At 55.4% G+C, this 25,199-nt stretch carries 21 protein-coding genes; 11 read left to right on the forward strand and 10 right to left on the reverse strand.

The window, feature by feature from the left end:
• The first annotated feature begins 4 nt into the window (after positions 1–4).
• Complete coding sequence (locus tag GS632_RS18430; protein WP_171180612.1) at positions 5–1,030, forward strand: Ldh family oxidoreductase; 1,026 nt, start codon at positions 5–7, stop codon at positions 1,028–1,030.
• Positions 1,031–2,272, forward strand: a complete 1,242-nt coding sequence (locus tag GS632_RS18435; RefSeq protein WP_171180614.1) for an FAD-binding oxidoreductase — start codon at positions 1,031–1,033, stop codon at positions 2,270–2,272.
• A 52-nt stretch (positions 2,273–2,324) separates the two neighbouring features.
• Here GS632_RS18435 and GS632_RS18440 read toward each other — a convergent pair whose 3' ends face one another.
• From GS632_RS18440 to GS632_RS18465, 6 genes are all read right to left on the reverse strand, one after another.
• Positions 2,325–3,320 carry an ABC transporter ATP-binding protein gene (locus GS632_RS18440; RefSeq protein ID WP_171180617.1) on the reverse strand — a complete coding sequence of 332 codons (996 nt, stop codon included), beginning with the start codon at positions 3,318–3,320 and terminating at the stop codon, positions 2,325–2,327.
• Positions 3,317–4,351, reverse strand: coding sequence for a Gfo/Idh/MocA family protein (locus tag GS632_RS18445; protein ID WP_171722241.1), 1,035 nt, complete (start codon positions 4,349–4,351; stop codon positions 3,317–3,319). The genes GS632_RS18440 and GS632_RS18445 overlap by 4 nt, the downstream gene beginning before the upstream one ends.
• Positions 4,348–5,187 (reverse strand): carbohydrate ABC transporter permease, encoded by an 840-nt coding sequence (locus GS632_RS18450; RefSeq protein WP_171180621.1) that lies wholly within the window; start codon positions 5,185–5,187, stop codon positions 4,348–4,350. Before GS632_RS18450 ends, GS632_RS18445 begins: the two co-directional genes overlap by 4 nt.
• Before the next feature lie 10 nt (positions 5,188–5,197).
• Complete coding sequence (locus GS632_RS18455) at positions 5,198–6,112, reverse strand: carbohydrate ABC transporter permease (RefSeq protein ID WP_171180623.1); 915 nt, start codon at positions 6,110–6,112, stop codon at positions 5,198–5,200.
• 64 nt (positions 6,113–6,176) lie between these two features.
• Positions 6,177–7,427, reverse strand: a complete 1,251-nt coding sequence (locus tag GS632_RS18460; protein ID WP_171238737.1) for an ABC transporter substrate-binding protein — start codon at positions 7,425–7,427, stop codon at positions 6,177–6,179.
• Positions 7,424–8,347, reverse strand: coding sequence for an N-acetylmuramic acid 6-phosphate etherase (locus GS632_RS18465; protein ID WP_245223248.1), 924 nt, complete (start codon positions 8,345–8,347; stop codon positions 7,424–7,426). The genes GS632_RS18460 and GS632_RS18465 overlap by 4 nt, the downstream gene beginning before the upstream one ends.
• A gap of 147 nt (positions 8,348–8,494) precedes the next feature.
• Here GS632_RS18465 and GS632_RS18470 point away from each other — a divergent pair, with 147 nt between their 5' ends.
• The 4 genes from GS632_RS18470 to nagA are packed head-to-tail and all read left to right on the forward strand — an operon-like array spanning position 8,495 to position 12,323.
• Positions 8,495–9,382, forward strand: a complete 888-nt coding sequence (locus GS632_RS18470) for a BadF/BadG/BcrA/BcrD ATPase family protein (protein WP_171180629.1) — start codon at positions 8,495–8,497, stop codon at positions 9,380–9,382.
• Complete coding sequence (locus tag GS632_RS18475; protein WP_171180631.1) at positions 9,369–10,124, forward strand: GntR family transcriptional regulator; 756 nt, start codon at positions 9,369–9,371, stop codon at positions 10,122–10,124. Before GS632_RS18470 ends, GS632_RS18475 begins: the two co-directional genes overlap by 14 nt.
• Before the next feature lie 13 nt (positions 10,125–10,137).
• The gene (locus GS632_RS18480; RefSeq protein WP_171236644.1) at positions 10,138–11,166 is read left to right on the forward strand and encodes an SIS domain-containing protein; all 1,029 of its coding nucleotides are present in this window, start codon (positions 10,138–10,140) and stop codon (positions 11,164–11,166) included.
• The gene (nagA, locus tag GS632_RS18485; RefSeq protein WP_171180635.1) at positions 11,163–12,323 is read left to right on the forward strand and encodes an N-acetylglucosamine-6-phosphate deacetylase; all 1,161 of its coding nucleotides are present in this window, start codon (positions 11,163–11,165) and stop codon (positions 12,321–12,323) included. The genes GS632_RS18480 and nagA overlap by 4 nt, the downstream gene beginning before the upstream one ends.
• A gap of 101 nt (positions 12,324–12,424) precedes the next feature.
• Here the strand turns inward: nagA and GS632_RS18490 are convergent, their stop codons facing one another.
• Positions 12,425–13,321, reverse strand: a complete 897-nt coding sequence (locus tag GS632_RS18490) for a LysR family transcriptional regulator (RefSeq protein ID WP_171180637.1) — start codon at positions 13,319–13,321, stop codon at positions 12,425–12,427.
• Between the two features lie 161 nt (positions 13,322–13,482).
• On the opposite strand from GS632_RS18490, the gene GS632_RS18495 reads away from it, so the two are divergent.
• From GS632_RS18495 to GS632_RS22405, 4 genes are all read left to right on the forward strand, one after another.
• Positions 13,483–13,977 carry a nuclear transport factor 2 family protein gene (locus GS632_RS18495; protein WP_209940242.1) on the forward strand — a complete coding sequence of 165 codons (495 nt, stop codon included), beginning with the start codon at positions 13,483–13,485 and terminating at the stop codon, positions 13,975–13,977.
• Between the two features lie 20 nt (positions 13,978–13,997).
• On the forward strand, positions 13,998–14,390 hold the full coding sequence (locus GS632_RS18500) for a nuclear transport factor 2 family protein (protein WP_171180639.1): 393 nt from the start codon (positions 13,998–14,000) through the stop codon (positions 14,388–14,390).
• Positions 14,387–14,989: an NAD(P)H-dependent oxidoreductase gene (locus GS632_RS18505; RefSeq protein ID WP_171180641.1), complete on the forward strand. Its 603-nt coding sequence runs from the start codon at positions 14,387–14,389 to the stop codon at positions 14,987–14,989. Before GS632_RS18500 ends, GS632_RS18505 begins: the two co-directional genes overlap by 4 nt.
• 137 nt (positions 14,990–15,126) lie before the next feature.
• The gene (locus GS632_RS22405) at positions 15,127–16,293 is read left to right on the forward strand and encodes an adenylate/guanylate cyclase domain-containing protein (RefSeq protein ID WP_171180643.1); all 1,167 of its coding nucleotides are present in this window, start codon (positions 15,127–15,129) and stop codon (positions 16,291–16,293) included.
• 34 nt (positions 16,294–16,327) lie between these two features.
• Here the strand turns inward: GS632_RS22405 and GS632_RS18515 are convergent, their stop codons facing one another.
• Genes GS632_RS18515 through GS632_RS18525 form a run of 3 tightly spaced genes read right to left on the reverse strand, consistent with a single transcriptional unit; the run spans position 16,328 to position 21,441 of the window.
• Positions 16,328–17,656 carry an HlyD family type I secretion periplasmic adaptor subunit gene (locus GS632_RS18515; RefSeq protein ID WP_171180645.1) on the reverse strand — a complete coding sequence of 443 codons (1,329 nt, stop codon included), beginning with the start codon at positions 17,654–17,656 and terminating at the stop codon, positions 16,328–16,330.
• A gap of 3 nt (positions 17,657–17,659) precedes the next feature.
• Entirely contained in the window at positions 17,660–19,747 is a 2,088-nt protein-coding gene (locus GS632_RS18520; protein ID WP_171722242.1) for a peptidase domain-containing ABC transporter, read from the reverse strand.
• Positions 19,744–21,441, reverse strand: coding sequence for an ABC transporter transmembrane domain-containing protein (locus GS632_RS18525; RefSeq protein ID WP_171722243.1), 1,698 nt, complete (start codon positions 21,439–21,441; stop codon positions 19,744–19,746). The genes GS632_RS18520 and GS632_RS18525 overlap by 4 nt, the downstream gene beginning before the upstream one ends.
• Before the next feature lie 172 nt (positions 21,442–21,613).
• Here GS632_RS18525 and GS632_RS18530 point away from each other — a divergent pair, with 172 nt between their 5' ends.
• Entirely contained in the window at positions 21,614–25,189 is a 3,576-nt protein-coding gene (locus GS632_RS18530) for a PA14 domain-containing protein (RefSeq protein ID WP_171722244.1), read from the forward strand.
• The last annotated feature ends 10 nt before the right edge of the window (positions 25,190–25,199 follow it).

A 25,199-nucleotide genomic window follows, 5' to 3' on the forward strand; every position in this document is an offset into this window, starting at 1 on the left:
CCCAATGACGGAAATCTCGACGAAGACGCTCTCACTCGAAGAGGTCAGGGAATTGGCCAGATCGATCCTTGTGGCAGCGGGTATGGATGCGCAAGGCAGCACCGTTCTGGCGGATATCGTCACCCGATCCGAACGGGACGGTCCCCGCAGTCATGGGTTGCGCATGCTACCGGTTTATGTTCAAAGTTTTACTTCTGGCTATGCCAATCCGGCGGCGTCGCCCAAGGTTGAGCGTATTGCGCCCGGTGTTTTGCGCGGGGATGGCGACAACGGGTACTATCAACTCGCAGCGGGGATGGCGCGGGACGAGTTGATTGCCATGGCCCGAGAAAACGGCATTGCCGCTTTCACTTGTGCCAATTGCCATCACCTGGCTGCGCTGCGTTTTGACACCGAACCTCTGGCCGAAGCGGGTCTGGTGGCGCTGGGCGTTGTGAACTCATTGTCAACGGTGGTGCCACAAGGCGGAGTGCGCCCGGTTTTCGGGACCAATCCGATGTCATTTGCGTGCCCGCGTGAAGGGGCTGAGCCGATTGTTTGGGATCAGGCGTCTTCGATGGTTGCGCTTATGGATATTCGCATGGCGGCGGCCGAAGGGCACGATCTGCCCCGCCCGGCGGGTTTGGCGCCGGATGGCCAACCTACGGCCGATCCGAATGCCATTCTCGAGACCCGCAGCCTGTTGCCCTTTGGCGAGCATAAAGGGGCCGCGATTGCCTTTCTGATCGAAGTTTTAGGCGCGGCGCTGGCCGGTGGCACCCTGTCAGTAGACAATGCCAAACGTGTGGAGCACGGCGCTTTGAACATCAAAGGCGGCTCCACTCTGATCGCGATTGATCCCACGCGCTTTGGGAACCCGGGTTTTGACGACTACGTCAAACGCATATGTGCCGAAATCGACGGCAACGGCACGGCTCGCGTTCCAGGTGACGGACGGTTGAAAAATCGCGCCGCTGCGCAGGAAAAAGGCGTGGTTGTCAGCGTAGAGTTGCTGTCACAGCTGCATGAAATTCAGCAGGAAAGCCTTTAAATGTCAGAAGTTGCGGTTGTCGGCGGCGGTATCGTCGGCATTTCCTGTGCTCTGGCGCTTCAGTCAGAGGGGCACCAGGTCACGGTTATGGAACCCAACACCGTTGGTGAGGGGGCCAGTTGGGCGTCGTGCGGCTGTATTGCGGTGGGGGAAATTGTTCCTCTATCGCAACCCGGAATGATGCTGAAAGTACCTGGGTGGTTGCTGGACAGCGAAGCGCCCTTGTCGTTGCGTCCAAGTTCAGCGTTGAAGTTATTGCCGTGGTTCTCACGGTTCACCGCCAACGCCCGCCCATCAAAAATGCGTGCCATTGCCTCTGATCTCGCGCGGCTGACATTCTCGGCCACCGCGGATTTCAAGGCGCAATTGCAGGACATCGGCGAACCTGAAATGCTGATAGAGCGACCCGTCATCAAGCTGTTCGACGATGATGCCGACAAGGCGACCATGGGGGCGGCTTTTGATCTGGCGCGCGAACTTGGCTGCACCATTGATGAAATCTCGGGCCATGATGCACACGAGCTTGACCCAGCGATAGCGCCCGATTTCAAATATGCGGCGGTGTTGCGGGACTGGAGTTATGTGACGGACCCTAAACGCCTGGTCGAAGCCTTGCACCAGACATTTTTGAAACGAGGCGGAACTGTAAAACGGGTAGGGGCCGTAGGGTTCGACCGCGAAGGCCGAAAGGTGCAATCGGTTAAACTGACCGACGGAACTGAGTTTTTTGCAGATCAATTTGTCTTGGCTGCGGGTGCACGATCCAAAGGCTTGGCGAAAGATCTTGGCGTACCAATTCGACTGGAGGGTGTGGCAGGGTATTCAACGGCATTGTCAGATCCGGGTGTGGAGCTGAAACACACGATTTTCTACCCTAAAGGCGGGTTCGGCGTTACGCCGTATGACGGAGCTCTGGCTGTCGCGGGTACAATCGAGTTCGCCAGTTTGGACGCAGCACCAAACTGGAACCGGGCGGATGTGCTTGTGCGACGGGCGCATCGGGTCTTGCCCGGCCTGAAGACGGACGTTGCCGAGCGTCGCGTCGGCTATCGCCCCTTCACTCCGGACACGCGACCGATCATCGGGCGCAGTCATCGTCTGGACAACGTCCAATTCGCCACCGGGCATGGTCAGCTTGGGCTGACTTTGGCTGCCACCACCGCCCGGTTGGTGGCAGATAACACGGCTGGGCGGAGACTTCATGTCGATGTAAAGGCTTTTTCACCTGATCGTTTTTCCTGAACCAGGCGCGAAGCTTGATAAGCTGTTGCGGTGAGCGGAATTCAGTAGCGGCTCAGGCCAGCCGCGCGCCATGTGTGTCGAAGCGATAGCTGCGATCTGGCGTATAGCCAATCTGTATCTCTTGGCCCGTGTCCACGTGATGCTGGCCAAAAAGGCGGGCTGTGACCTGATGGCCTTGCATCATCGCGATCACATTCGTGTCTCCGCCCAGATGCTCGACATGGGTCACTTTTGCGGCAAGCGGACCGTCATCGGCCAGAAAGAGATCCTCGGGGCGGACGCCCATTGTGATGTCCGCGCTGTCGCCAACCACGCTGGCGGGGAAGAAATTCATTGACGGTGCGCCAAGGAAACCGGCGACAAACTGATTGGCAGGATTGTTGTACAGCTCCATCGGGCTGCCGACCTGCTCAACGCGCCCATCGCGTAGCACGACGATCTTGTCTGCCAAAGTCATCGCTTCGGTCTGATCATGGGTTACATAAATCATCGAAGCGTCCAGCTGCTGGTGCAAATTCGCGATCTCAAGCCGCGTGTTCATACGCAAAGCCGCGTCCAGATTTGATAGAGGTTCGTCAAACAGGAACAGTTTGGGTTCGCGAACAATCGCGCGACCGATGGCAACACGCTGACGCTGACCGCCGGACAGCTCGGACGGGTAGCGGTCGATGTAAGGTTCAAGGTTCAACATCTTGCTCGCCTTGGCGACACGTTCATCAATGACCTGCTTAGTTTGGCCTTCCTGTTTCAGCGCCAGTGACATGTTCTTTCGCACATTCAGATGCGGGTAGAGCGCATAGCTCTGGAACACCATCGCGATACCGCGTTTGGAGGGCGGTGTGAGGTTCATCAGCTCGCCGCCAATGCGCACTTCGCCCGATGTAACATCTTCCAGACCTGCGATCACGCGCAATAGGGTGGACTTGCCGCAGCCCGAGGGGCCGACGAAGACGACGAACTCGCCGTCTTCCACTTCGATATTGATGTCCTTGAGAACCTCGACATTGCCAAAGGACTTGTTCACGTTCGTAAGCGTCAGGGCGGTCATTGGTGTGCCTCTTTCAGCGAAATGGGTTGGCCAGTACGGATGCTTTCGTCTGCTGCCAGACAGATGGCCAGCGATTGCACGGCGTCGTTCATGTGGCGGGTCAGATCGATATCCTCGACAATGGCGCGCAGCATATAGGCCTGCTCTGCGTCGCAAAGCTCCTGATGGCCGGGTTCATCGGGCATGTCGATCTGACTGTCCCCCTCGGGGCGGTGGACCAGAATGCCGCCGACCTTGGTGTGGCCGTCGATATCTGAGGATGCGCCCTCGTTGCCATCGGTGATCGAAACCGACCCGTTGGGCGAGACGATGTCTTTCACGAAAAACGCGGTCTCAGACATCATCGGGCCCCAACCGGCCTCGTACCAACCGACCGAGCCGTCCTCAAAGACCACCTGAAACTGTCCGTAATTGTACATGTCTTTAGCGATCTCATCGCTCAGGCGCAGCCCCATGCCATGTACGCGCACCGGGTCTGAGTCCGTGATCTGGCACATCACGTCGACGTAGTGCACGCCGCAATCGACGATAGGAGAGGTGGTCTGCATCAGCGCCTTATGCGTTTCCCACTCGGCCCCGCTGCTTTGCTGGTTGAGGTTCAGGCGAAACACATATGGCCCGCCAAGGTCACGCGCCTCGGAAATCAGGCGCATCCACGACGGGTGATGGCGCAGAATGTAGCCGATCACCAGTTTGCGGTTGGTTTGGGTGGCCTTTTCGACAACGCGTTTGGCATCGGCCACTGTGGTGGCCAGTGGTTTTTCAACGAAGACATGCGCGCCGGCTTCCATTGCGGCGCAGGCATAATAGGCATGGCTGTCGGAATAGGTGGCGACAACCACCAAATCCGGATTTGTTTCGGTCAACGCAGAGTGGAAATCCGAATAGGCGGGATAATGACCCAACTCGGGATGCTCCACATGACCGGACCTGTTCACCAGCCCCACGATTTGCGCGTCCGGATGCTGGTGATGGGCCAGCGCGTGGTTTAGGCCCATATTGCCAAGGCCTGCAATCAGAACTCGGGTCATTTGACAGCTCCTGAAGTGATGCCGCGGATCAGTTGGCGTGAGAAGATGACGTAGAGCACCAGCACCGGCAGGATCGCCATCGACAGGGCAGAAAGAACCGCATTCCAATCGGTGACGAATTGACCGATGAAGACCTGACTGCCCAGCGTCAGGGTCTTGGTCTCTTCAGCGGGGGCGAGGATCAGCGGGAACCACAGATCATTCCAGATCGGTATCATGTTGAACACAGCCACTGTCGCCATTGCCGGGCGCACTAGCGGAAGGACAAGACGGAAAAAGATTGTGTATTCAGACAATCCGTCGACACGGCCCGCATCTTTCAGGTCGTCCGAGACCTGTCGCATGAACTCGGACAGGATAAACACCGCCAACGGCAATCCTTGTGCCGTGTAGACAAGGATCAAGGCCCAAAGCGTGTTGACAAGCCCGGTGGCCACCATCATCTCGAGGATCGCGACGGTACCGATACGGATCGGAATCATGATCCCAAGCGCCAGATAGAGACCCATTAGCAGGTTGCCCTTGAACCGGTATTCACTGAGGGCAAAGGCCGCCATGGCACCAAAAAGCAGGATGAATGTCAGCGATACCACCGTAACGATCATCGAATTCTGGAAATAGAGGAAGAAATCCCCTTGTTTCATCACCGTCTGGTACCCGATCAGCGAAAAGCTTTCGGAATCGGGTAGGGCAAGCGGTTCACGGAAGATGGCGCGGCGGGTTTTAAAGCTGTTGATGATGATGACGAAGACCGGGAACAGGGCGATCAGCGTGTAAAGGATCAGCGCCCCATGCATGGCGGCTGTGTTCAGCGGGTTTTGGCGTGCTTTGTTCATGGCCATGCCCTCACAACTGGTACCTGCGCATCCGGGTCTGGATGCCGAATAGGTAGATGCAGACCCCCACGAGGATGATCGCGAACATGGCCCCTGCGATAGCGGATCCCATATGCGGATCACCCAGTTGCAATTGGAAGCCAAAGAAAGTGCGGTACATGAATGTACCAAGGATGTCGGTTGAGAAATCCGGCCCTGCCAGTGCCCCCTGAGAGACATAAATCAGGTCGAACGCGTTGAAGTTACCTACAAATGTCAGGATTGAAATGATTCCGATAGACGGCAGGATCAGCGGCAGTTTGATTTTCCAGAACGCGGAAGCTCCGGTAATCCCGTCAATCTCTCCGGCCTCTAGGATTTCTTCCGGGATCGACAGCAAGGCGGCATAGATCAACATCATCGGGATGCCGACGAACTGCCAGACCGACACCAGCGCCAGCGTTGTCAGTGCGTATTCTTCTTTACCCAGCCACGGTGCAAACAGTGATTTCAAACCAATGGCGTCCAGCATCGACGGAGCAATGCCCCAGAGTGGTGACAAGATCAGTTTCCAGGCAAACCCAACGATCACAAAGCTTAGGATCGTGGGGATGAAAATGGCCGAACGGTAAAGCGCGGCGAACCTCAGACGCGGATGTGACAAGATTGCTGCCAAGGCGATGCCGATGGGGTTCTGCACGAGCATGTGGATCAGGAAAAACCAGAAGTTATTTCCCAACGCGTTCCAAAACTGTTCGGACCAGATAGGGTCGAAAAACAGCGTGCGGAAATTCTGTATGCCCACATAAACGCGCGTCTGATCGACCTCGGTGAACAGTGCGAGGCGGAGCGTGTTGAACAAAGGGAAGATCATCACCCCCGTGTAGACCAGAACCGCAGGGGCAAGGAAAACGACGATATGCCAGCGTATGCGGCGGGTCTGCATGTTGGTCTCCGGGAAAAGGACCGGACGCGAAATCCCGCGTCCGGTGATGGTTAGCTGTCAGGTTTTACTGATGCGGCGCGTACCAACTGGCCAGACCGTCCTGCAGTTGCTGGCCCAGAGCCTCGGGGGTTTCGGTGCCTTTTATAGCAGCAACAGATGCGCCCCAGGTTTCATTTTCTAGATTCGGTGTGCCGCGCGACAGGATCTGGTAGGTCGAACGGATCGTGCTTTCGCACTCATCTCGCCAGCCCACGATTTCTTTTGCCAACGGGTCTTCCAGTTCGACCGGAGTGTTGGATAAGGGGAAGAACCCAGGAACCGCGTTGCCAAAGATGCTGGCGAATTCCGGGCTGGCGACCCAGGACAGGAATGTCCGCGCGGCCTCTTGGTTTTCACTGGCGGCATTCAGGCCGATGCCAATATCGGTGTGGTCCGAGATATAGCAGGTGTCACCTGCATTCTGGACCGGAGGCTTGAAGGCACCCATTTCGAAATCGGCCTGCGTGTTAAAGCCAGCGATTTCCCAACTGCCTGCCGGATAAATCGCGGCGCGACCGAGGGTGAACAGGTTCTGACTGTCAGGATAGGTCTGTGCCTCATAACCGTCCCCCAGATAGTCCGCCCATTTAGCAAGTGTTGCATAGGGTGCAACCCATTGCGGGTCGGTCAGTTTCTGCTCGCCTTTGATCAGCGCCTGACGGCCTTCCTCACCTTTCCAATAGTTCGGGCCGATGTTGTTGTAGCCCATCGTCGCGGCTTCCCACTGGTCGTTGGTGCCCATCGCCATCGGGATATAGGTGCCGTCTTCCTTGATCTTGTCCAAAGCAGCAAAGAACTCGGCCTCTGTGGTGGGGACTTCAAGGCCCAACTCGTTGAAGGCGTCTTTGTTGTAAATGAAGCCGTGGATCACCGACGCCATCGGCACGCAGAAGCTGGCGGATGCGTCATCGGTCTGCCATGCGGATTTCGCAACATCTGAGAAATTGCCCATGGCCTCGAGGTCGGACAGGTCGGTGAGATGCCCGCTTTCGTACAGCGCCAGCGAAGCATCAAACGGGCGGCAGGTGATCAGGTCGCCGGCCGATCCGGCCTCAAGTTTCGAGTTCAGAACCGCGTTGTACTCGGCAGGCGCGGAGGGTGAGAAGATAACCTTGATCCCCGGGTGCTCTGCTTCGAACGCTGGAATGATCTTTTCCTGCCAAAGGGCCAGGTCGTCGTTGCGCCAGCTTTCGATTGTCAGCGTAGCCTCTTGCGCATAGGCGCTTGTGACCAGCGCTGTGGTCATTAGTGCCAAGCTTAAAACTTTGCGTTTCATTTGGTTTCTCCCAGGTTGATGTTATCGTTTTTGTGTTTCAGTCGATTCATTGCGCGACGCAGATGGCCGTTTTCTTCATTCAGCAACGCGTGTGCAGCCTCGGCAGACCTGGCTCCAGCTGCAACAAGCGCGCCGATTTTGAGGTTGCCGTCAGCGGCGGTCAGCGCCGATGCGGCTTGTTCCGAGGTAACACCTGTCAGCTGACGCACGATTCCATTGGCGCGGGCGCGCAGTTTGTCATTGTCGGCACGCAGGTTGATCATCATGCCGTCCTGAATATGCCCCAACTCCATGGCCATCAGAGTCGATAACATGTTCAACGCTATTTTTTGCGCCGTTCCCGCGCCCATTCGGGTTGAGCCGGAAACCAGTTCGGGTGGTGTAGGCAGAAGGATCGCGTGATGTGCCAATTGCAACAGCTCGGTGCCTGCGTTGTTGGCGATACCTATAACTTTGGCGCCCTTATCGCGTGCGATACGCGCTGCCGCGACCGTGTATGGTGTTGTTCCGCTTGCCGATACAGCGATCAGAGTATCCCGGACGGTCAGGTCGGCAAGTTCATCTGTGAGAGTGGTCGAGATATCTTCGACGTCGCCAGGCATTTCCGCGTTGGAAGGTAAGCCACCCGCCATGTGGATGCGAACCTGATGTGCCGGGATTGAAAAAGTGCCCCCAAGTTCAAGCGCGTCTGCCGCAGCCATCAACCCGGAAGAGCCAGCAGCTAGATAACGCAGAACGCCTTCTGCCCGGATCGTTGCGGCCATGGTCACAGCCCCTTCGCAGATCGGGTCAACTGTGTCCAGCGGCGCCGATGCAGCCTTTGCTTGCGACTGTGCAAGAAGGGCGGCGACATCCGACAGCGGTCGCGCGTCCAGCCCGATCGCGTTTGGGTGCAACTGCTCTGTCACAGGCGTGTTCAAGTGATTCTCCCCCGGTCTATCGGCATCATACCTTTTAGATACCATTAGTCTACCACTTTGTTTACGGCATTAGAAAATACTAATTTTTCGATATCAGGTCACGTTTTGGCCTTCTAAATTTAAAAAAGGTATTATAAAGGTCTCTTCATGACTAGCGGCTCTGACAATCTGATTCTGGCAATAGATGGTGGTGGCACGCGGTGCCGCCTGGCCCTGTTCGATGGCGTTCAAACTTGGCGGGTTGAGGTTGGATCGGCAAACGTATCGACCGATTTCGAAACGTCCTGTGCGGAGCTTGTGAGTGGACTGGCTGTCCTTTGCAAACAGGCTGGTATTGAACTTGCAGAGATTGCACGAGCGCCAGCATACGTGGGCTTGGCGGGCGTCACCGGACAAGCCATTGCTGACCGTTTGGCCGCAGCCCTGCCATTTGCGCGCGTGCGCATAGAAGATGATCGCCCATCTGCTCTGCGTGGCGCGCTGGGGCCGCGTGACGGGTTTGTCGCGCATTGTGGCACCGGATCTTTTATAGCTGCGCAGCGAAGTGGAGCGACCGCCTTTGTCGGAGGATGGGGGCCGGTCTTGGGTGACCAAGCCTCGGCCCAGTGGGTCGGCAAGCGCGTTTTGTCGGAGGTGTTGGAGTGCGCTGATGGCATGCGTGCGGCGTCTGAAATGTCCGAACACTTGCTGCGCCAATTCAATGGGACCTCTGGTGTCGTAAAAGCCGCATCTATGATGACACCCACTGAGTTTGGCGCTTTGGCACCTGTCGTCACGCAGTTTGCAGGGCAGGGGGATACAGGTGCACAATCGATTATGCAGGCGGGCGCCGACTATCTGGCGGATAGGCTTGTGAAGATGGGTTGGAGCCCTGGTGCTGCAATTTGCCTGACGGGCGGAATTGGCCCGTACTATTCCACGTTTCTGCCTGAGGACATGCAGCAAGCCTTGGTGCAGCCATCAGGTGATCCACTGTCAGGCGCGATCGCTTTGGCGCAGGCTTTCAAAGAGGAGATCGAACATGAGCGTTGTTGATTTCCTAAGGCCCGAGGGATGGCTGGGGCAGACCGCCGGGCCACGTTATGTGCAGCTGCGCCAGCGGCTTGAGCAAGGCATCGAAGAAGGTATCCTGCCGCCCAACAGCTCTCTGCCGCCCGAACGTGAGATTGCAGAGTTGACCGACCTGTCGCGTGTCACTGTGCGCAAGGCCATTCAGGAACTGGTGCGCAAAGGGACGATAGAACAGCGGCAGGGTTCAGGCTCATTCGTGCGTGAACCAGTCGCCCGGGTCGAGCAGTCTTTGTCACACCTGACTTCATTTACCGAGGACATGGAGCGGCGTGGTTTTGAGACGACCTCAACCTGGCTGGAACGCGGAATTTTCCTGCCAGCACCGGACGAGATGCTGGCACTGGGTCTATCGGCCAATGATCAAGTTGCGCGAATTCACCGTCTTCGAGCCGCCGGAGGACGCCCGATGGCTCTGGAGCGCGCGGCGCTTCCTTTGGATATCCTGCCCAATCCGACCGAGGTGACCGGGTCGCTTTATGCCGTTCTGGAACGATCGGGCCATCGCCCGGTGCGTGCGATCCAAAAGATCTCGGCCATCAATCTTGAAGCAGCCGAAGCGCGTTTGCTGGACGTTGCCGAAGGAACCGCCGGGCTACGCATCCAGCGCACGTCATATCTGGAAAGCGGGCGTGTCGCAGAACTTACCCGATCCATTTATCGCGGCGATGCCTACGACTTCGTGGCCGAACTGCGCTTGTCAAACTGAAAGGCCGGACCTGATGTCCAACCAACTCACACTCATGCGACAGGAAATCAACGAAATTCCCACCGCCGTTGACCGTCTGCTGACTGACGGTTCCGAGGCGATCAAAGCAGCCGCACTTGAAGTGCGGTCGCGCGATCCGCGCTTTTTGATTTCCGTCGCGCGCGGTTCGTCCGATCATGCCTGCAGTTTTCTGAAATACACTTCTGAACTGCTGCTGGGCCTACCTATGGCCTCGGTGGGTCCAAGCGTCAAATCGATCTACGGTGTGGATATGCGCTGTCCCGATGCGCTGTGTGTCTCGGTTTCCCAATCCGGTCAGAGCCCCGACATCGTACGCCTTACACAATCACTGACCCAGGGCGGTGCCTATTCGGTTGCAATCACCAACGACACCGGCTCGGCCTTGGCGAATGTTGCTTCAGCCGCGTTGCACATTCATGCAGGGCCGGAACTGAGCGTTGCCGCGACCAAAACATTTGTGACTTCACTGGTTGCCGGGCTTTGGTTGCTGGCTGAGATTAAGGACGACGCCGCATTGTTGTCCGCGATCCGAAATCTGCCAAAAGACCTGGAACGAGCCATAACCTGTGATTGGGGAACGGTGATCGACGCGATCAATGGTCAATCGCTGTTCACTTTGGGGCGCGGAACGACTTGGGCGATCTCGAACGAAGCTGCGTTGAAATTCAAGGAAACCTGCCAGATCCATGCCGAAAGCTACTCCTCTGCAGAGGTGCTTCACGGCCCGGTTTCCATTGTGGATCAAGGCTTTCCGGTGCTTGCCTTTTCATCCGGCGACGCAGCTGAGGACAATTTAGCCGAAGTTGCCGATGCTTTGGCAGCCAAGGGCGCAAAGGTATTTGCAACAACGGATCGCGTGAAGGATGCGGTGTCGCTGCCACATGTTCGGACCGCGCATTGGATGACCGATCCTGTCGCCTCTATCGCATCTTTTTATAGTATGGTTGAAATCGTTGCCACCCGCCGTGGTATCAATCCCGACACACCTCGCCATCTTCGGAAAGTGACTGAAACGGTATGAGTGGCTCGATCATCACCTTTGTGGGCGGACCGATCTTTGACGGAAGGACGCTGTTTTCAAACCACGCCGCCCGGTTTGTAGATGGAACGCTTGACGCGATCGTACCTACAGATGATCTGCCATCGGAAACCCGGACCGAGGATCTGGCCGGTGACATTCTTAGCCCCGGTTATGTGGATCTACAGGTGAATGGCGGCGGCGGCGTGATGTTCAACGACGACCCATCGGTCGAGACGTTGCGGCGGATCGCTCGGGCGCATCGCGGGTTGGGTACGGTTTCTATTCTGCCGACCCTGATCACAGGCACGCCGGAAAAAACCACAGCTGCCATTCGAGCCGCGATACAAGCTGTACGCAGCCGGGTTCCGGGCATCGCTGGGCTGCACTTGGAAGGCCCGCATTTGTCAATACGCCGCAAGGGTGCCCATGATGGCGCACTAATCCGCCCGATGGAGAGTGCCGATCTGGACCAATTGTTGACAGCTGCCCGCGACTTACCTGCGCTGATGGTCACATTGGCTCCTGAAAATGTCGCGATTGATCAGGTCGAAGCTTTGACCAAGGCAGGGGTTATCGTCTCGCTGGGTCACACCGACGCCCCGTACGACACATGTGTGGCTTACGCGAAAGCCGGCGCAAGTTGCGCAACGCATCTGTTCAACGCAATGAGCCAGTTTGGCAGCCGCGAACCCGGTTTGGTGGGCGCAGTGCTTTCGACTGGGAACCTGTCTGCCGGGTTGATTGCGGATGCTGTACATGTGCATCCGGAAACGATGCGAGCCGCTTTTAAGGCCAAACGCGGGCCAGGAGAGATTTTTCTGGTGAGCGATGCGATGGCAGTGGCCGGAACGGATCTGAAAGAGTTTTACCTGGAAGGGCGGCTTATCCGGCGCGAAAAGGGCAAGCTGACATTGCAAGACGGCACTTTGGCTGGAGCCGATCTGGACCTGACCACGGCCATTCGAAACCTTACAACAAAGCTGGGTATGCCTTTGTCACAAGCGTTGACGGCAGCAACCCGTGTGCCGTCCAAATTGATTCATAAGGGATCATATGGGCAAAAGCCCTCGCTTTCCGAATTGATACGGATCGCGCCGGACCTCTCGAAAGCTATGCCGGTTCAGCCCCACTCTGCTGTTGCTCCAGCGGGTTCTTAGTTGTTGGCCGAGGCTTTAAGCCGAAGCATCGACGGACAACTGCTTCGTGGACAACAGCCTTGGTCATAAAGGCCGTGCTGAAACTAAGCCTCAACCGAAGTCTAAAGCGTTTCTTGCTGTTTTATATGTTCGATGAACAGTTTCAAAGGCATCATTGATCTGTACTCCCGAGGAAAATACAAGAAAATCCCGGGTGTTAGGCCAAGATGGTCTTCCAGAACAGGTTTCAAGAGGCCAGCATCGATTTCGGCCGCCACATAGGCCCTGAATGTGTACACCAGCCCCAACCCTAGCTTTGCCATATCGACCGAGGCAGGTAAGGTGTTTGTAATCAGATTTCCTTGTACTTGGACGGAATACGAGCCGTCTTTCGAGTTAAAACTCCAAGGCGCAATCTGGCCGGAGGAGTGAAACCTGTATCGGACACAGTTGTGTTCAAGAAGATCGCGCGGTTCTTTGGGCGTGCCGTGGGCGGTGAGGTACGCAGGGCTGGCTGTAACGGCAACGGGCAATGGTCGAGTAAGCCGAACCGCAACCATGTCTGGTGCAACACGGTCCCCTAGACGGAAACCGGCATGCAGTTCTTCGCCCAGAATGTCCGAAAGCGCATCCGTCAAAGACAGTTCCAACTCGATCTCGGGGAACTTGGCGCAAAAGCTGTTCAAGATCGGGCTCACGTACAGATGGTAGGCAAATTCTGGCATTGCCAGCTTAAGGGTGCCACGCGCGGCATGACCCGTGCTGCGCGCGCTTTCAACGGCCTCGGACAATTGGTCAAAGGCCGGGCCTGCGCCGCGTATAAGCGCACGTCCGGCTTCGGTCAGGCTGATCGAGCGTGTCGTTCGGATGAATAGTGCGGTGCCGAGCTGATCCTCCAGTGACTTCAACTGATGGCTCACTGTCGACGGTTTGACGCCAAGCGCTTCGGCTGCAGCTCGCAGCGACCCCTGTTGGGCTATGGCAGTGAAGACTTCGAGCGTCGCGAGCGGTAAGCGCATGGGATCTCCGTTCCAGAATATTATTCGAAATAATACATGAAAGAAGTGAAAGTTGAGGGAATTATCTTTCAAGAACGGAATAGTTAAATTCTCGTCATCACGGCATGGACCCGTAGAAAGCAGTGCTGTCGCCAAACGCCCGAGCGCCAGAGAGGACGAAAATGAAAACCCTGACCAAAACAGTAGCACTCACCATCGCAATCATAGCTGGAGGTAACGCCATGGCCGCCTCGCCGGAAGAGAACATCAAAGTGGTGCAAGATTTCTTTGCCGCCTATGGGGCAAATGATCTGGATGGCATCGCCGCCGTAATGGATGAAGAGGTCAAATGGCACATTCCCGGCCGTCATCCGTTGTCCGGCACTAAATCTGGGCGTGATGAGGTGCTTGCTTTCTTCGCGCAGTTGGGCGCAGCCGGGTTTCAGGCCGAGCCCATTTATTTCGGAGCGGATGAAACACATGTGGTCGATATTCACCGGGGTTGGTCAAATGCAGACGGCAAGCCAAATGTCGATACGACCTGGGCGCTGGTCTACCGTATCGAGGATGGCAAGATCGTCGAAGCGACCAACCTTTCCGCCGATCAGGATTCAGCCAACACGTTCTTCTGGTCGCAGTATAATCTAGCACCGTTGCCGGATCGGTTGGCTAAGTAACCCATGAAATGGCGACGCTCATGAACGACTATCCTGAAATTCGATCGTTTATAACAGATTGGTTCGCGGGGTTTGACCGGCTTGATCCGATTGATGCGTTTTTGCAAGACCTGCATCCTGACGTGGATTGGGACATGCCGGATATTGACGCTGCCCTTATAGGCCATGAACGGGTTCGCGCTTGGTACGCAAAAGTGCTTGCAACCCTGCAAAGCCCGACCGAACACCACGTGAGCAATATTGAGATCACGCCAGACGCGGCACAGTTCGAAGTTTTGTTTCGTGCCCAAACCATTGCAGGTGAGGCCATCGAAGCACGCGTTCAGGAAAACTGGCGGTTTGATGTGCGGCCAAACGGTCGCCCGTTTATCACATCTTATTCAGCGAAACTTCTGCAAGAGACAATCACATGAAAATCCTTGTCCTCACAGCACATCCGGACCTGAACACATCCCGCATAAACCGCGCCTGGTTCGACGCACTTTCGGACGCGAGCGACGTAACCGCACGTGATTTGACAGCCATCGGTGGTGCAGAGATGCGTTTTGACATTGAAACGGAACAAGCTTTGCTACTTTCGCATGACCGGATCGTGTTTCAGTTCCCGTTCTACTGGTATTCTGCACCTCCTGTCTTGAAAGCATGGATGGATCAGGTTCTGAGCTATGGCTTCGCCTACGGACCCGGCGGTAATCGATTGAAAGGGCGTGAGATTCTGATCCTGGTTTCTACGGGTGGCCCCGAGCACAGCTATCACGCAGGCGGTTACAACAACTATTCGATGGCCGAGTTTCTTAAACCTTACCAGCAGACTGCGAACCTTGCGGGTATGACGTATCTGCGCCCGTTTGTTGCCCATGGAATGGCTTTGGCCACCCAGGACCAGATTGAAGCGACCGTACCGGATATGTTGGCCCATCTGACTGACTCGGACCTGGACCCAAAAGTCAAACAGGCACACCTGTTGGAACAGCTTGAGGATGATCCGATCAAAGCTGCGGCCGTCAGTTGATCATGTACCCAGCAATCCCATTCGGGTCCTGCAACCCGCGTTGAATTTGCTGATCGTCTTTATGAGCGTCAGTGCGGGTTCTTTCCCGACGAAAGACATGTAAACTGCCTGCACGTCCATACTTGCCAGAGGGGACCGTGTCCGAGATTGACCCACTGAATCATTGGCTGATTTCCGAAGGGCGGCTGTTGGGGGATGAAACCGCAATCGTCAAAGGATATTGCGAAGGGCTTGTCCGGCTTGGTGTGCCGCTGGCAAGGGCGCGTATTGCGCAGAACTACTCGAACCCATTGCTCAGCGCTTGGGGTATAATCTGGACACCGGACAAAACCCGCCGTTACACGGTACCCACCACCGTGCTGTCGACAAGCGCATGGCATGGCAGCCCTTTTGAATACATCGTCACCCATCGTTGTCCGTTGCGTAAACGGTTATCGGATCTCAACCTTGCGACTGAGCACCCGATCTACTCCGAGCTTGCCGAGGCGGGTGCCACCGATTTTTTGGCCATTCCACTGGAACACGGAAATGGTTCGGTTCAAGGCACTAGTTTTACCTCGAATGCAGAAACAGGGTTTTCTGATGCGCATATCCGATACATTGAAGACTCTCGGTATGCCTTGGCGGCGGCCTTGGAACCCATCGCAATGCGTCAGTCACAAAAAAGCCTGCTGCAAACCTATCTGGGCCATGGTCCCGCTGAAGAGATCGGACAAGGGCACATAAAGCGCGGGGAACACAGAACCGTTTTTGCAGCGATCCTGTTTGCGGATCTCAGAGGGTTTACAGAAAAAGCCCAAGCCTGGCCCGAAGATCAATTGCTGGACATGATGGGCAACTATTTTGAAATGGTGGTTGCACCAATTCAGGATGAAGGGGGCGATGTGCTTAAGTTCATGGGCGACGGTATTCTTGCAGTTTTTGAGGCTGATAACGGCGACGAGGCGGCATGCCAATCCGTCGTCGCAGCCGCAAGTCAGGCATTGGTCAATCTTGATGCCTTTAACAAAACCGCAGGTGGCAGCGGCCGTAAGGAAATTGAATTTGTCATAGGTATCGATTTCGGGCAGGTCACATTTGGCAATATCGGCAGCCCTGACCGGTTGGATTTCACGGTCGTGGGGCAGACCGTCAACGTGGCCAGTCGCGTTCAGGACTTATGCAAGCAACTGGGCGAAAGGACGTTGCTGACCACACGTGTCACAAAGCACCTGAAAAACAGGGGTCAATCCGTCGGTTACCACGCTATCCGGGGATTGAGCGAAGACATTGAAGTTTTCAGAGTTCCCGCTCAGGTGTCCTGATGTCAAAGGCTTTAGACGTGAGTAGGCTATTCTATTAACGCTCGGAAAAGGCGTTGCGCATCGTCTGATGAATGGGTTTCAACATGTATGCGAGCAGAGTGTTTTCACCAGTATTCATTTCCGCCACCACCGTCATTCCAGCCAAAATTGGGCGCTTGTAAGCACCGGTTCCAACAAATTGATCGTTGAGTTGGATTGAAGCGCGAAAATAGGTGTCGCCGGTTTGATCATCTATCAGCGGAACCGGAGACACGGCGGTCACGCGACCCTTAGCTTTCCCGAAACGCCGCGCATCATAGGTATCCACCGTTACGCTCACCGGTTGGTCCAAGGTAACATGTCCAATCTCTCTGTTTGGGATACGTGCTTCAACCATCAGGTCCAGTTGGGACGGCAGCAGTTCGAAAACAGTTTCCCCAGGCGCTATGACTTCGCCTGCATTGGGGAAAGCGACCGATTGCACAATCCCCGCTTTGGGGGCGACAATGCGCAAGCCGTCGAGCTTTTGGTTCACAATCCGCAGTGAAACGTCCAATTCACTGCGCAAGTCGCGGAACTCTTCGACTTTGTTGAGGGTTTCTTCACGCAAGGTCAGGGTCTGTTCTGCAAGATCAGCCTTAGCTATCGTGAGAGCATTGCGCGCCTGTGCCAGGCGGACTTCGCCCTCAGAGGCCGCAGTCCGCAGCGCGTCCAACTGATCAGCGTCCCGAGCCAGGTCGCGGGCCGTCGTCAGCCCTTGATTGTGCAAACGGTGTGCACGGTCCAGTTCGGCTTTTTTTCGCGCGACTCGTTCCAAGGTAAACCTGTGCGACGCTTTGAGGATTTCTAGAGTCTCCTGCTGCTGCAAAATCGATACGCGTTTCATGCGCTGGCTTTCAGCGTAGATTTCCAAGGTCGCAGCCGCGCGGTGATGGTTCTGACGTCGCAGCGCGGCCAATTCTGCTACAGTGAGCGCATCATCATTCCCGAGCGTTTCTAGAATTGTGCGCCCATACGTCAGTTTGCGGTCCAGGGTCGCGATCTGTTCCTTTAGTCTTTGTTGCTCTTTGCTTAGATCCGGGTGCCTCAATTCAACCAGCACATGGCCGGCATGGACTTGGTCCCCGTCCTGTACGTGAACACGATCAACGATGCCGCCGTCCATAACTTCGATCTGGGTGTAGTCGCCCGTTGGGACGATGGCACCGGGTGCGCGCGTGACCTGGGGAACAGTTGCCCACCCAGCCAGTCCAATCAACGCGGCGACCATACCAGAGAAAACCACTGCAGTCAGCGCAGCAAACCGCGCAGGCCGCTGCTGAGACTTCTGCTTTGATTTGGCGAGCGGTCCTTCTGCCCGGTTCTTGTTCAACGTTATACGCATTGTTCAGCTTTCCATTGCTTTCATGACCGCCTGTACCTTTTTACGAGCCGCTTGACCGGTGTCGTTCACAACAACGCGGTCCCCATTTAGATAAATCAGCCGGTCAGCCATCTGCATCAAAGAGCGATCGGCGGTGGCGACCCAAACGGTTTTGTCAGCTTTTTGATCCTTGAGCCAAGTTTTGAACCTGTCACGACACGGTTGCGACAGTCCGTTGGTAGGTTCAGAGAATAGATAAACAGAGGATGACCGCGCCATGCTGCGGGCTAAAGCCAGAGATTTGAGCAACTCGCCGGACATGCCAGACATTTGCTGAACATTCAGTCGCGCGCGGTACCCGTCCGGCAAAGCCTTGATCTCATCACGAATACCCAAGGTGTCGAGCGCTTGCGCAATGTCACTTTCGCTGAGGGTCGGGGCAGCAAGGCAAAAATTTTGTGTTACGGTGCCGTGAAACAGGCATGTGTCATAGGTCGCATAGGTTACGGACTTGCGGAGCTCGTCGCGCGCGATTTGACGGATATCGATGCCATCATGCTCGATTACGCCTGCCACAGGCGTTGCCAAACCGCAGATTAGGTCAAGTACAGCGGTCCGGTTTGCTACACCCCGGCTCATGACGACAACAAGTTCACCTGGTTCGCAGTGGAAGCCAGCCGCCGTCAACAGCGCCGGGTTCAAAGGGTCGGGGCGATGGCTTACGCCCTGAAAACTGATTGCTCCGGTCATTGTTTTCTGATGAGACCGGCCCAGACCAAGTTCGAGTTCTTCTGGTAAGGCCAAAACCTGGTCCGCCTGTTTTTGGCTTTTCAAATGTCCGCTCAATTGTCCAAGCGAGGATTGAAACGCTTGCACTGGAGCCAGCACTTTCGACACCAGCGCAATCGAAGCGATCAAGGCGCCGAAACTCATGCTGCCCTCAACAGCGCCGTGGGCGCTGAGGATCGCACCGGCAGAACCAAGCGTGACAGTTGATTGTGAAAGGGCCTGTATAAAATTGCGCAATTGACGCGCACGAGCTGTCGCGTCTTCGGCTTTTTCGGCCAGCGGCATGCACCTCTCCAACCATTGGTCCTGCATCCCAAGATTGACCAGTGCACTTTGATGTGCGACGGCGTCCTCAATGCAGGACGTGCTGGCCCGAACTGCGTCGGCGGCTGTTTTGTCCAACTTCTGCTGAACAGGAAGTGACACAAAGCCAATCATCAGAAGAGCAACAGCAAGCCCCAATGTAAGTACCCCTACGGGTGGGGCAAGATATGCAAGCACGGCAAAGAAAAGCAGCGCAAACGGCAAGTCGATCAGAACGATCATGAGTTGACCGGTGAAAAGTTCGCGCAGGGATTCGAGCTGGCGAAAGCGGGCGATCTGTTGGTTTACGCCGGACTTTCGCAGCTGTGACAGTGGAAGGCGCATCAGTTTGGTAAATAGCCCAACAGCGAGTGCGCGTTCTCCGTTTTGGCCGACATGAGCCAGAGCTCTTGTTCGAATGTGCCGGAACATGAAATCCGAGATTGCAAGGATACCAACGCCAACGGCCAACGCGAACAAAAGATCCACCGAGCCTGAGGGGATCACCCGATCGTAAACTGCCATGATCAGAAGCGGTGCAAACAAGCCCAGCAGGTTGGTTAGAAATGCTGCGAGCAACAGACCAGGCAGCATTTCGCGCAATGCGCCGAATGCGGCCGCAACAGTTCTGAAAGCGGGTTGCGTGTCCTGGTACTTGTACTTCTCGATATGGATCAGCGTACAGGGTACGCGTCGTCGGAGGTGCTGGCGCATAGAGCCGGTGTTCAGGTCGGCAGTTTGCAGCTTGTCGCCGTTAAGGCCGAGAGCCACATAACAATCTCCGTGCGCGGGGATCACGAGTGCGGGGCATTCTGCCTTTGTAATATCGCTCTCACGGCAGGTTGCCTGAACATACGGAACGTTCAGGTTTTCAAGTGTCTGGACTAAATCCGCTGGGTCCAGTTCCTCGGACAGATGCGGGAAAGCCTCGGCGATTGCATCTGAATTGTTCTGCCAGCCGCCAACCAACAACAGTTGCTCCAGTAAAGCTGACGCGTCGCGCGTGTGGACCATGTTCATGCCACATCCTTTCTGTGCTGGGTGGCGATTTGGTCGGCCTGTGCGTCTGAAACCCAATCTGCAACGTTATCTCCTGCCTGAGGGGCAAGCTGAATCCTCAAATCTGCCAGTCGCTGCATGCGCGGATCTGGGCTGTCCATAAGGATGGTTGGCCTGTCAGGCAGTTTGGCAAGGCAGGCGGCAAAAGCATCACGTTCTGTAGTGTCGAGAACAGATGTCGGTTCGCTCATGATCAGGATTTTCGGGCGGAGTGCCAAAACGCGCACCAATGCTATGAGTTGGCGGTTTATGGGGTCATCCTCGAAGCTACTGCCTGACCCCAAGACGGTGTTGTAGCCCGTTGGCAGGCGATTGATCCGAAGGTCCAGACCCAACTGACAGACGAGGTCCTTGGCGCGCGCGATTTGTTTTTCGTCGCCAAAGGCGCTTAGGTTTTGCAACAATGTACCCGAAAGAATGGCTGGGTTCTCTTCCAGAACGACAATGGCATCATGCCCACGCCAGGAGATCAGGGATCTGCTGTGGATCTCGTCAACATAGGCTTCTTCGGAATGTAGTGTGGTTCGACCAGTCACTGAGTCATAGAACGCGCTGATCTGTCGGCGCGTTGGGCCGGTCACCAATGCAACTTGACCAGGCAATATCGTCAGAGTGTCCAACGCCATAGTTTTAGCCCCCTCTTGATCCGGTTTAAGGCCTTTAATCGTGATCCTGCCTTCGGTCGGGGTCGGCGTTTTGGTCACTGCCGGAACTGTCTCAAGTGCATCAATTTCGCGCAATTTCCGCCAGGAAAAGGCAACGTTTTCTGACTGGACCCACAGTGTCAAAAGTTTGGTCAGCGGCTGTACGATCCGTCCGTTAAGCAACATGCAAGCAGCCATCTCGGCTATCCCGATCTGTTGTTTGATCACCAGATAGGCACCCAGCAACCCCATGGCAGCCACTGAAACTTGACCAAAAACTGCCCCAAAGCTCTGCGCGAGCCCAGAGAAACGGATCAATTGGTGACTTACGTCCACTGTTTGGTCTTCGAGCATTTCGAACCGGCGGGTCATCTGCCGTTCCATCCGGTTGGCCTTGACCGTCTGGCCTCCGGAAAGCACTTCGGACAAAAATGCATACCTGCGATTGTCCAGCGTTTTGCGTCTGTCAAACAGCGCCCACTGCGCACGTTTGATCATCAAGGAGAACACGGTGACAGCTATCAGCCCAATGATCGGAACCAAAACCAGCCAGCCACCGATCAATGCGACCATCACTGCGAAAACTAAGGTAAATGGTAGATCGATCAGCAGCGCGTAGTTTTGCCCTGCGTTGTGATCTCGCAATTGTGCGATCGCGGAAAAGCGGTCGAGATAGTTCGAATTTGCCTGACGTGAAAACACAACCGGATTGGCATGTAGTATTTGGTTTATGAAACGACGGTAGTTTGAGACTGCTGCACTTTGTGACGTGATGTTCAGCAGAGTTGCCCTGCTCCAGCGCAGCGCCAGTTCTATTGACACTGACACCAACAGAATAAGTGTCAGCATGCGCAACGTCTCGACCGACTTAAACGGAATGACCCGGTCAAAGATCAGCAATATTGTGATAGGCATGATCAGCGCCGCAGTGTTCAGCGACAGTGAAGCGGCGAGAATAGGCACTTTGGTTGCGAGAGAACTGTCGCGCCCTCTGAATACCTTGTCTTTCATCTCAGCTCCGTTTGATTGCTTGGAACAAGAGGCGTGGAAAACCTTTCTGTTTCATAAAGTTGAGGGCTGTTCATAGAAAGGAATCGACTAAAATTCGCGCGATTGGCGAAAGGGTGGATTAACACTTACCCACTACTGTTCCGCTCCAGTGGATTGGAAACGGGGGCCTGAAATGGGTAAAGCAACCAACAGTGGAGCGGGGCTGACTTCTGCCATGTCAAAGGACCCGAGCGACAAGGAGGCATTTGCTTCCGAAGTTGCCAAAACCGGACAGATCACACCCCAAGATCAAAGCCGAAGCACACTGCATACCGGCGACCACCAAGAGGGCAGCCTGCCAGCACGCGGAGCTACCAAAGGGGCTCAGTCGCAATCGACGGATCATGGCAGTACCCAGGTGCGCGAAAGCCAGAATGCGACGGAAAACCCAAAGACTGATTTATTGCCCGAGGCATTGGTGCCGGACGCGCTTCAGGACGCTCACGTCGAAAGTCCAAAAGCCACAAATACCGTTCTCCGACAAAAGGATGGTGACATATCTGGTCTTGAGCAGAAGGATAGGTTTTCAATCGATGCGTCAGAGTCAGCCCGCAGCACGCCCGCTCAGCGCGCGAAGCCGGTTGAACTGGAGAGCCACGAAGGCGCCGAAGAACCTTTAGCGGAGATCAAGCCATCCGATACTACTACCCCCGGAATTTCGCTTGGCGGCAATGTTGTCGCTGAAAATGCTGATGGCGCAGTGGTGGGCGTTCTGTCCTTATCAGATATAGGGGATCACCACAGCTTGTCTGTCTCTGATAACCGGTTCGAGGTTGTTGATGGTGAATTGAAGCTTAAGGATGGTATTTCGCTGGATTACGAAGTCGAAGCGCAGATTGGCATAGAGATCACCGTCACCGACAAGGCAGGTTTTTCGCGTACGGAAAATTTCACGGTCCAAGTCACAGACACCAATGATGCGGTCAGCGGCGTGACCCTTTCAGACGCTTCAGTTGATGAAGCCGTCAAGGGGGCCGTCGTAGGCACTTTATCACCGCAGGATCAGGATGAAGGGGACAGCCACATCTATTCCGTTTCCGATGAACGGTTCGAAGTTGTCGATGGCACATTGAAACTGAAAGACGGGATCGCGCTGGATCATGAAGCCGAAACGCAGGTCGATGTTCTGGTCACCGTCACCGATTCCGGTGGAGCTTCGCATACTGAAGAATTGACCATCGACGCAAGTGATCAGAACGAAGCGCCAACTGGTCTGAGACTGAACATAATCACTGACAACCTAGTTCAAGACGGCAGCTTCGATGAGTTTGACCTTGATCCAGGTCGATGGAGCACCTTCAGTAATAACGGTTCAGGTCCCTGGGACAGCCAGGCTGGAATGGAAATTTGGGATAATCTGGCAGGGACCAAGGCTTCGGACGGTCAACAGCTTCTGGAGATGGACGCAGGCCGCGGCGTCGACAGCTTCAGCCAGACGATCCAGACCAGTAAAGGTCAGGTCTATGACCTGGGGCTTGATCTAAGGGAACGTCTGGCCAACGGGACGGATACAGTAGAAGTCTACTGGAACGACGTTCTAGTGGCCGAGCTTAATCCGGATACCACGGACTGGACCTCGTTTGACATGCAGGTGATTGGTACCGGCGAAGACCAGTTGGAGCTGCGAGAGGCAGCTGACGAGAATGATACATACGGAGCGTTGGTCGACAACATTACCCTGACTGCAACACCAAATACCATTGCCGAGAATACCAGCAGTGTAATCGTGGGTGAGTTGCGCTTCAATGATCCGGACGTGAATGACATCCACACCTATACAGTGTCCGACGATCGGTTTGAAGTTGTCGATGGTGTCTTGCGCCTTAAAGACAGCGCGGCATTGTCCTACGAAGACGACAGCACTGTGGAGGTCACAGTGACCGTAACGGATGCAGGCGGCTCTTCCACGTCCGAAACTCTTGAAGTGAACTTGGTGGACACGCCTGAGTTGCTCATTTCGACCGGATTTCAGGCGCAGTATTTCGACGTGGATCATCGATTGTCTTCACTGGAAGATATCGATTGGGCGTCGGAACCTACGCATCAGGAACTGGTTGCTGAAATTGACTACAAAAACAGCAGTCATTCATTTTGGGAGGACGGTTCCCGAGACACTTTTGGTGTCCAGGTCAGCGGCGCGGTTCAGGTTGAGCAAAGCGGAACGTATCGGTTCGACCTAAGCGGAGACGATGGAGCGCAACTGGTGGTCAATGGGAAGGTTGTGGTCGAAAACGATGGATTACATGCCTATCAGACCAAATCAGGTGAAGTTCACTTGGATGCAGGGGCGCATCACATCGAGGTGCGGTATTTCGAAAACTACGGCCGCGCTGGGCTGAAGCTGGAATGGGACGGTCCAGGCATGAATGGCCCGGAGCTTGTAGCACCTCCGGATATGGTTTCGGCTCAAACGGTTTCAGGCATGCCCATTGCGATAAATGTTGCCCACCCTGCTGCTGATCAGCATGCGGTTTCAACGCTTGCTTTGAAAGGGTTGCCTGAAGGTTCTGTCGTGGCATCTGGTCATCAGAGCGTGGTGGTGGGTGACAATGGACACGCCGAAATCACAGGGTTTGGCGCAGAAACGCTTTCCATCACTCCACCTTTCAATTTTGTTGGTCAAATTGACGTTCTCATTGTCATGTCGGGCGATGGACTGACCGAAATCAGTCAACCTGTCAGTTTCAATGTGGATGCGGCGCAGATTGCCGAGCCTAGCGCGGCTTTGAAAGGGGGATTCCACGCAGAGTTTTTCGACACAGACCATCGGATCGGGAAACTGGATGATGTGAACTGGGACGCCGATCCGACCCATTACGAGGTCACGCCGAACATCGACTACGATAATGGGCACGGGTCTTTCTGGGAAGAGGGTTCAACCGACACGTTTGCGGCCCGCTTTCAAGGGAAAGTGTCGGTTGAAGAGGAGGGTACCTATACCTTTTTCACGTCTGCGGACGACGGTGTCGTGCTTTATGTCAATGGGCATGAAGTTGTCAAAGACGACGGAAACCACGGCTATCGGACCGAATCTGGCCAGGTCGCATTGGAGCCCGGCACACATGACATCGAATTGCGATATTTTGAGAATTACGGTCGCGCTGGACTAAAGCTGGAATGGGACGGTCCAGGTCTAGATGGTCGCCAACCTGTTCGGGCAGATCAAGAGATCGCGGTTGATGTGAACGAAACAGCTTGGGTTGCAATCGATATTGGCCCCTCCAGCGAAGACACGACGGTTAGCGTTGAAGGCTTACCAGCTGCCACAATACTAAGCAGCGGAGAGGATGCCATGGTTACAGATGGGGGGCCTGCTGATCTGTCCGGCTGGAATCTGGATGCGCTGGAAATCTCTCCACCCCCCGGTTTTGCCGGAGTGATAGGCGGCGAAATCACGATTGATTCTACAGCTTTTAACGGTGCTCCTGTTACGTCCACATCAAACTTCGCAATTGCGGTTGGAGACATGCAATCCAACCCAGAGGCCGACGTTTCAGGTGAAACCGAAACTTTGCCAGACACGGGTGTCGCTGCGTCTCATGTCGGTTCAGAGATTGCTTGGGATGTCGCATTGGACGACACCGACGCGGCAGTTCAAAAAGCTCTGGATGGATCGCAAACGGACGTCATGGCGGAACCGGTGCTGGTTCAAGAGAGTTCCGACGTTCTGCAAATCAGTACAGACACGTATGAACGCGTGGAGTGGTAGGAACAGAGCC

The organism is Ruegeria sp. HKCCD7296, from assembly GCF_013110775.1.
Classification (GTDB): domain Bacteria; phylum Pseudomonadota; class Alphaproteobacteria; order Rhodobacterales; family Rhodobacteraceae; genus Ruegeria.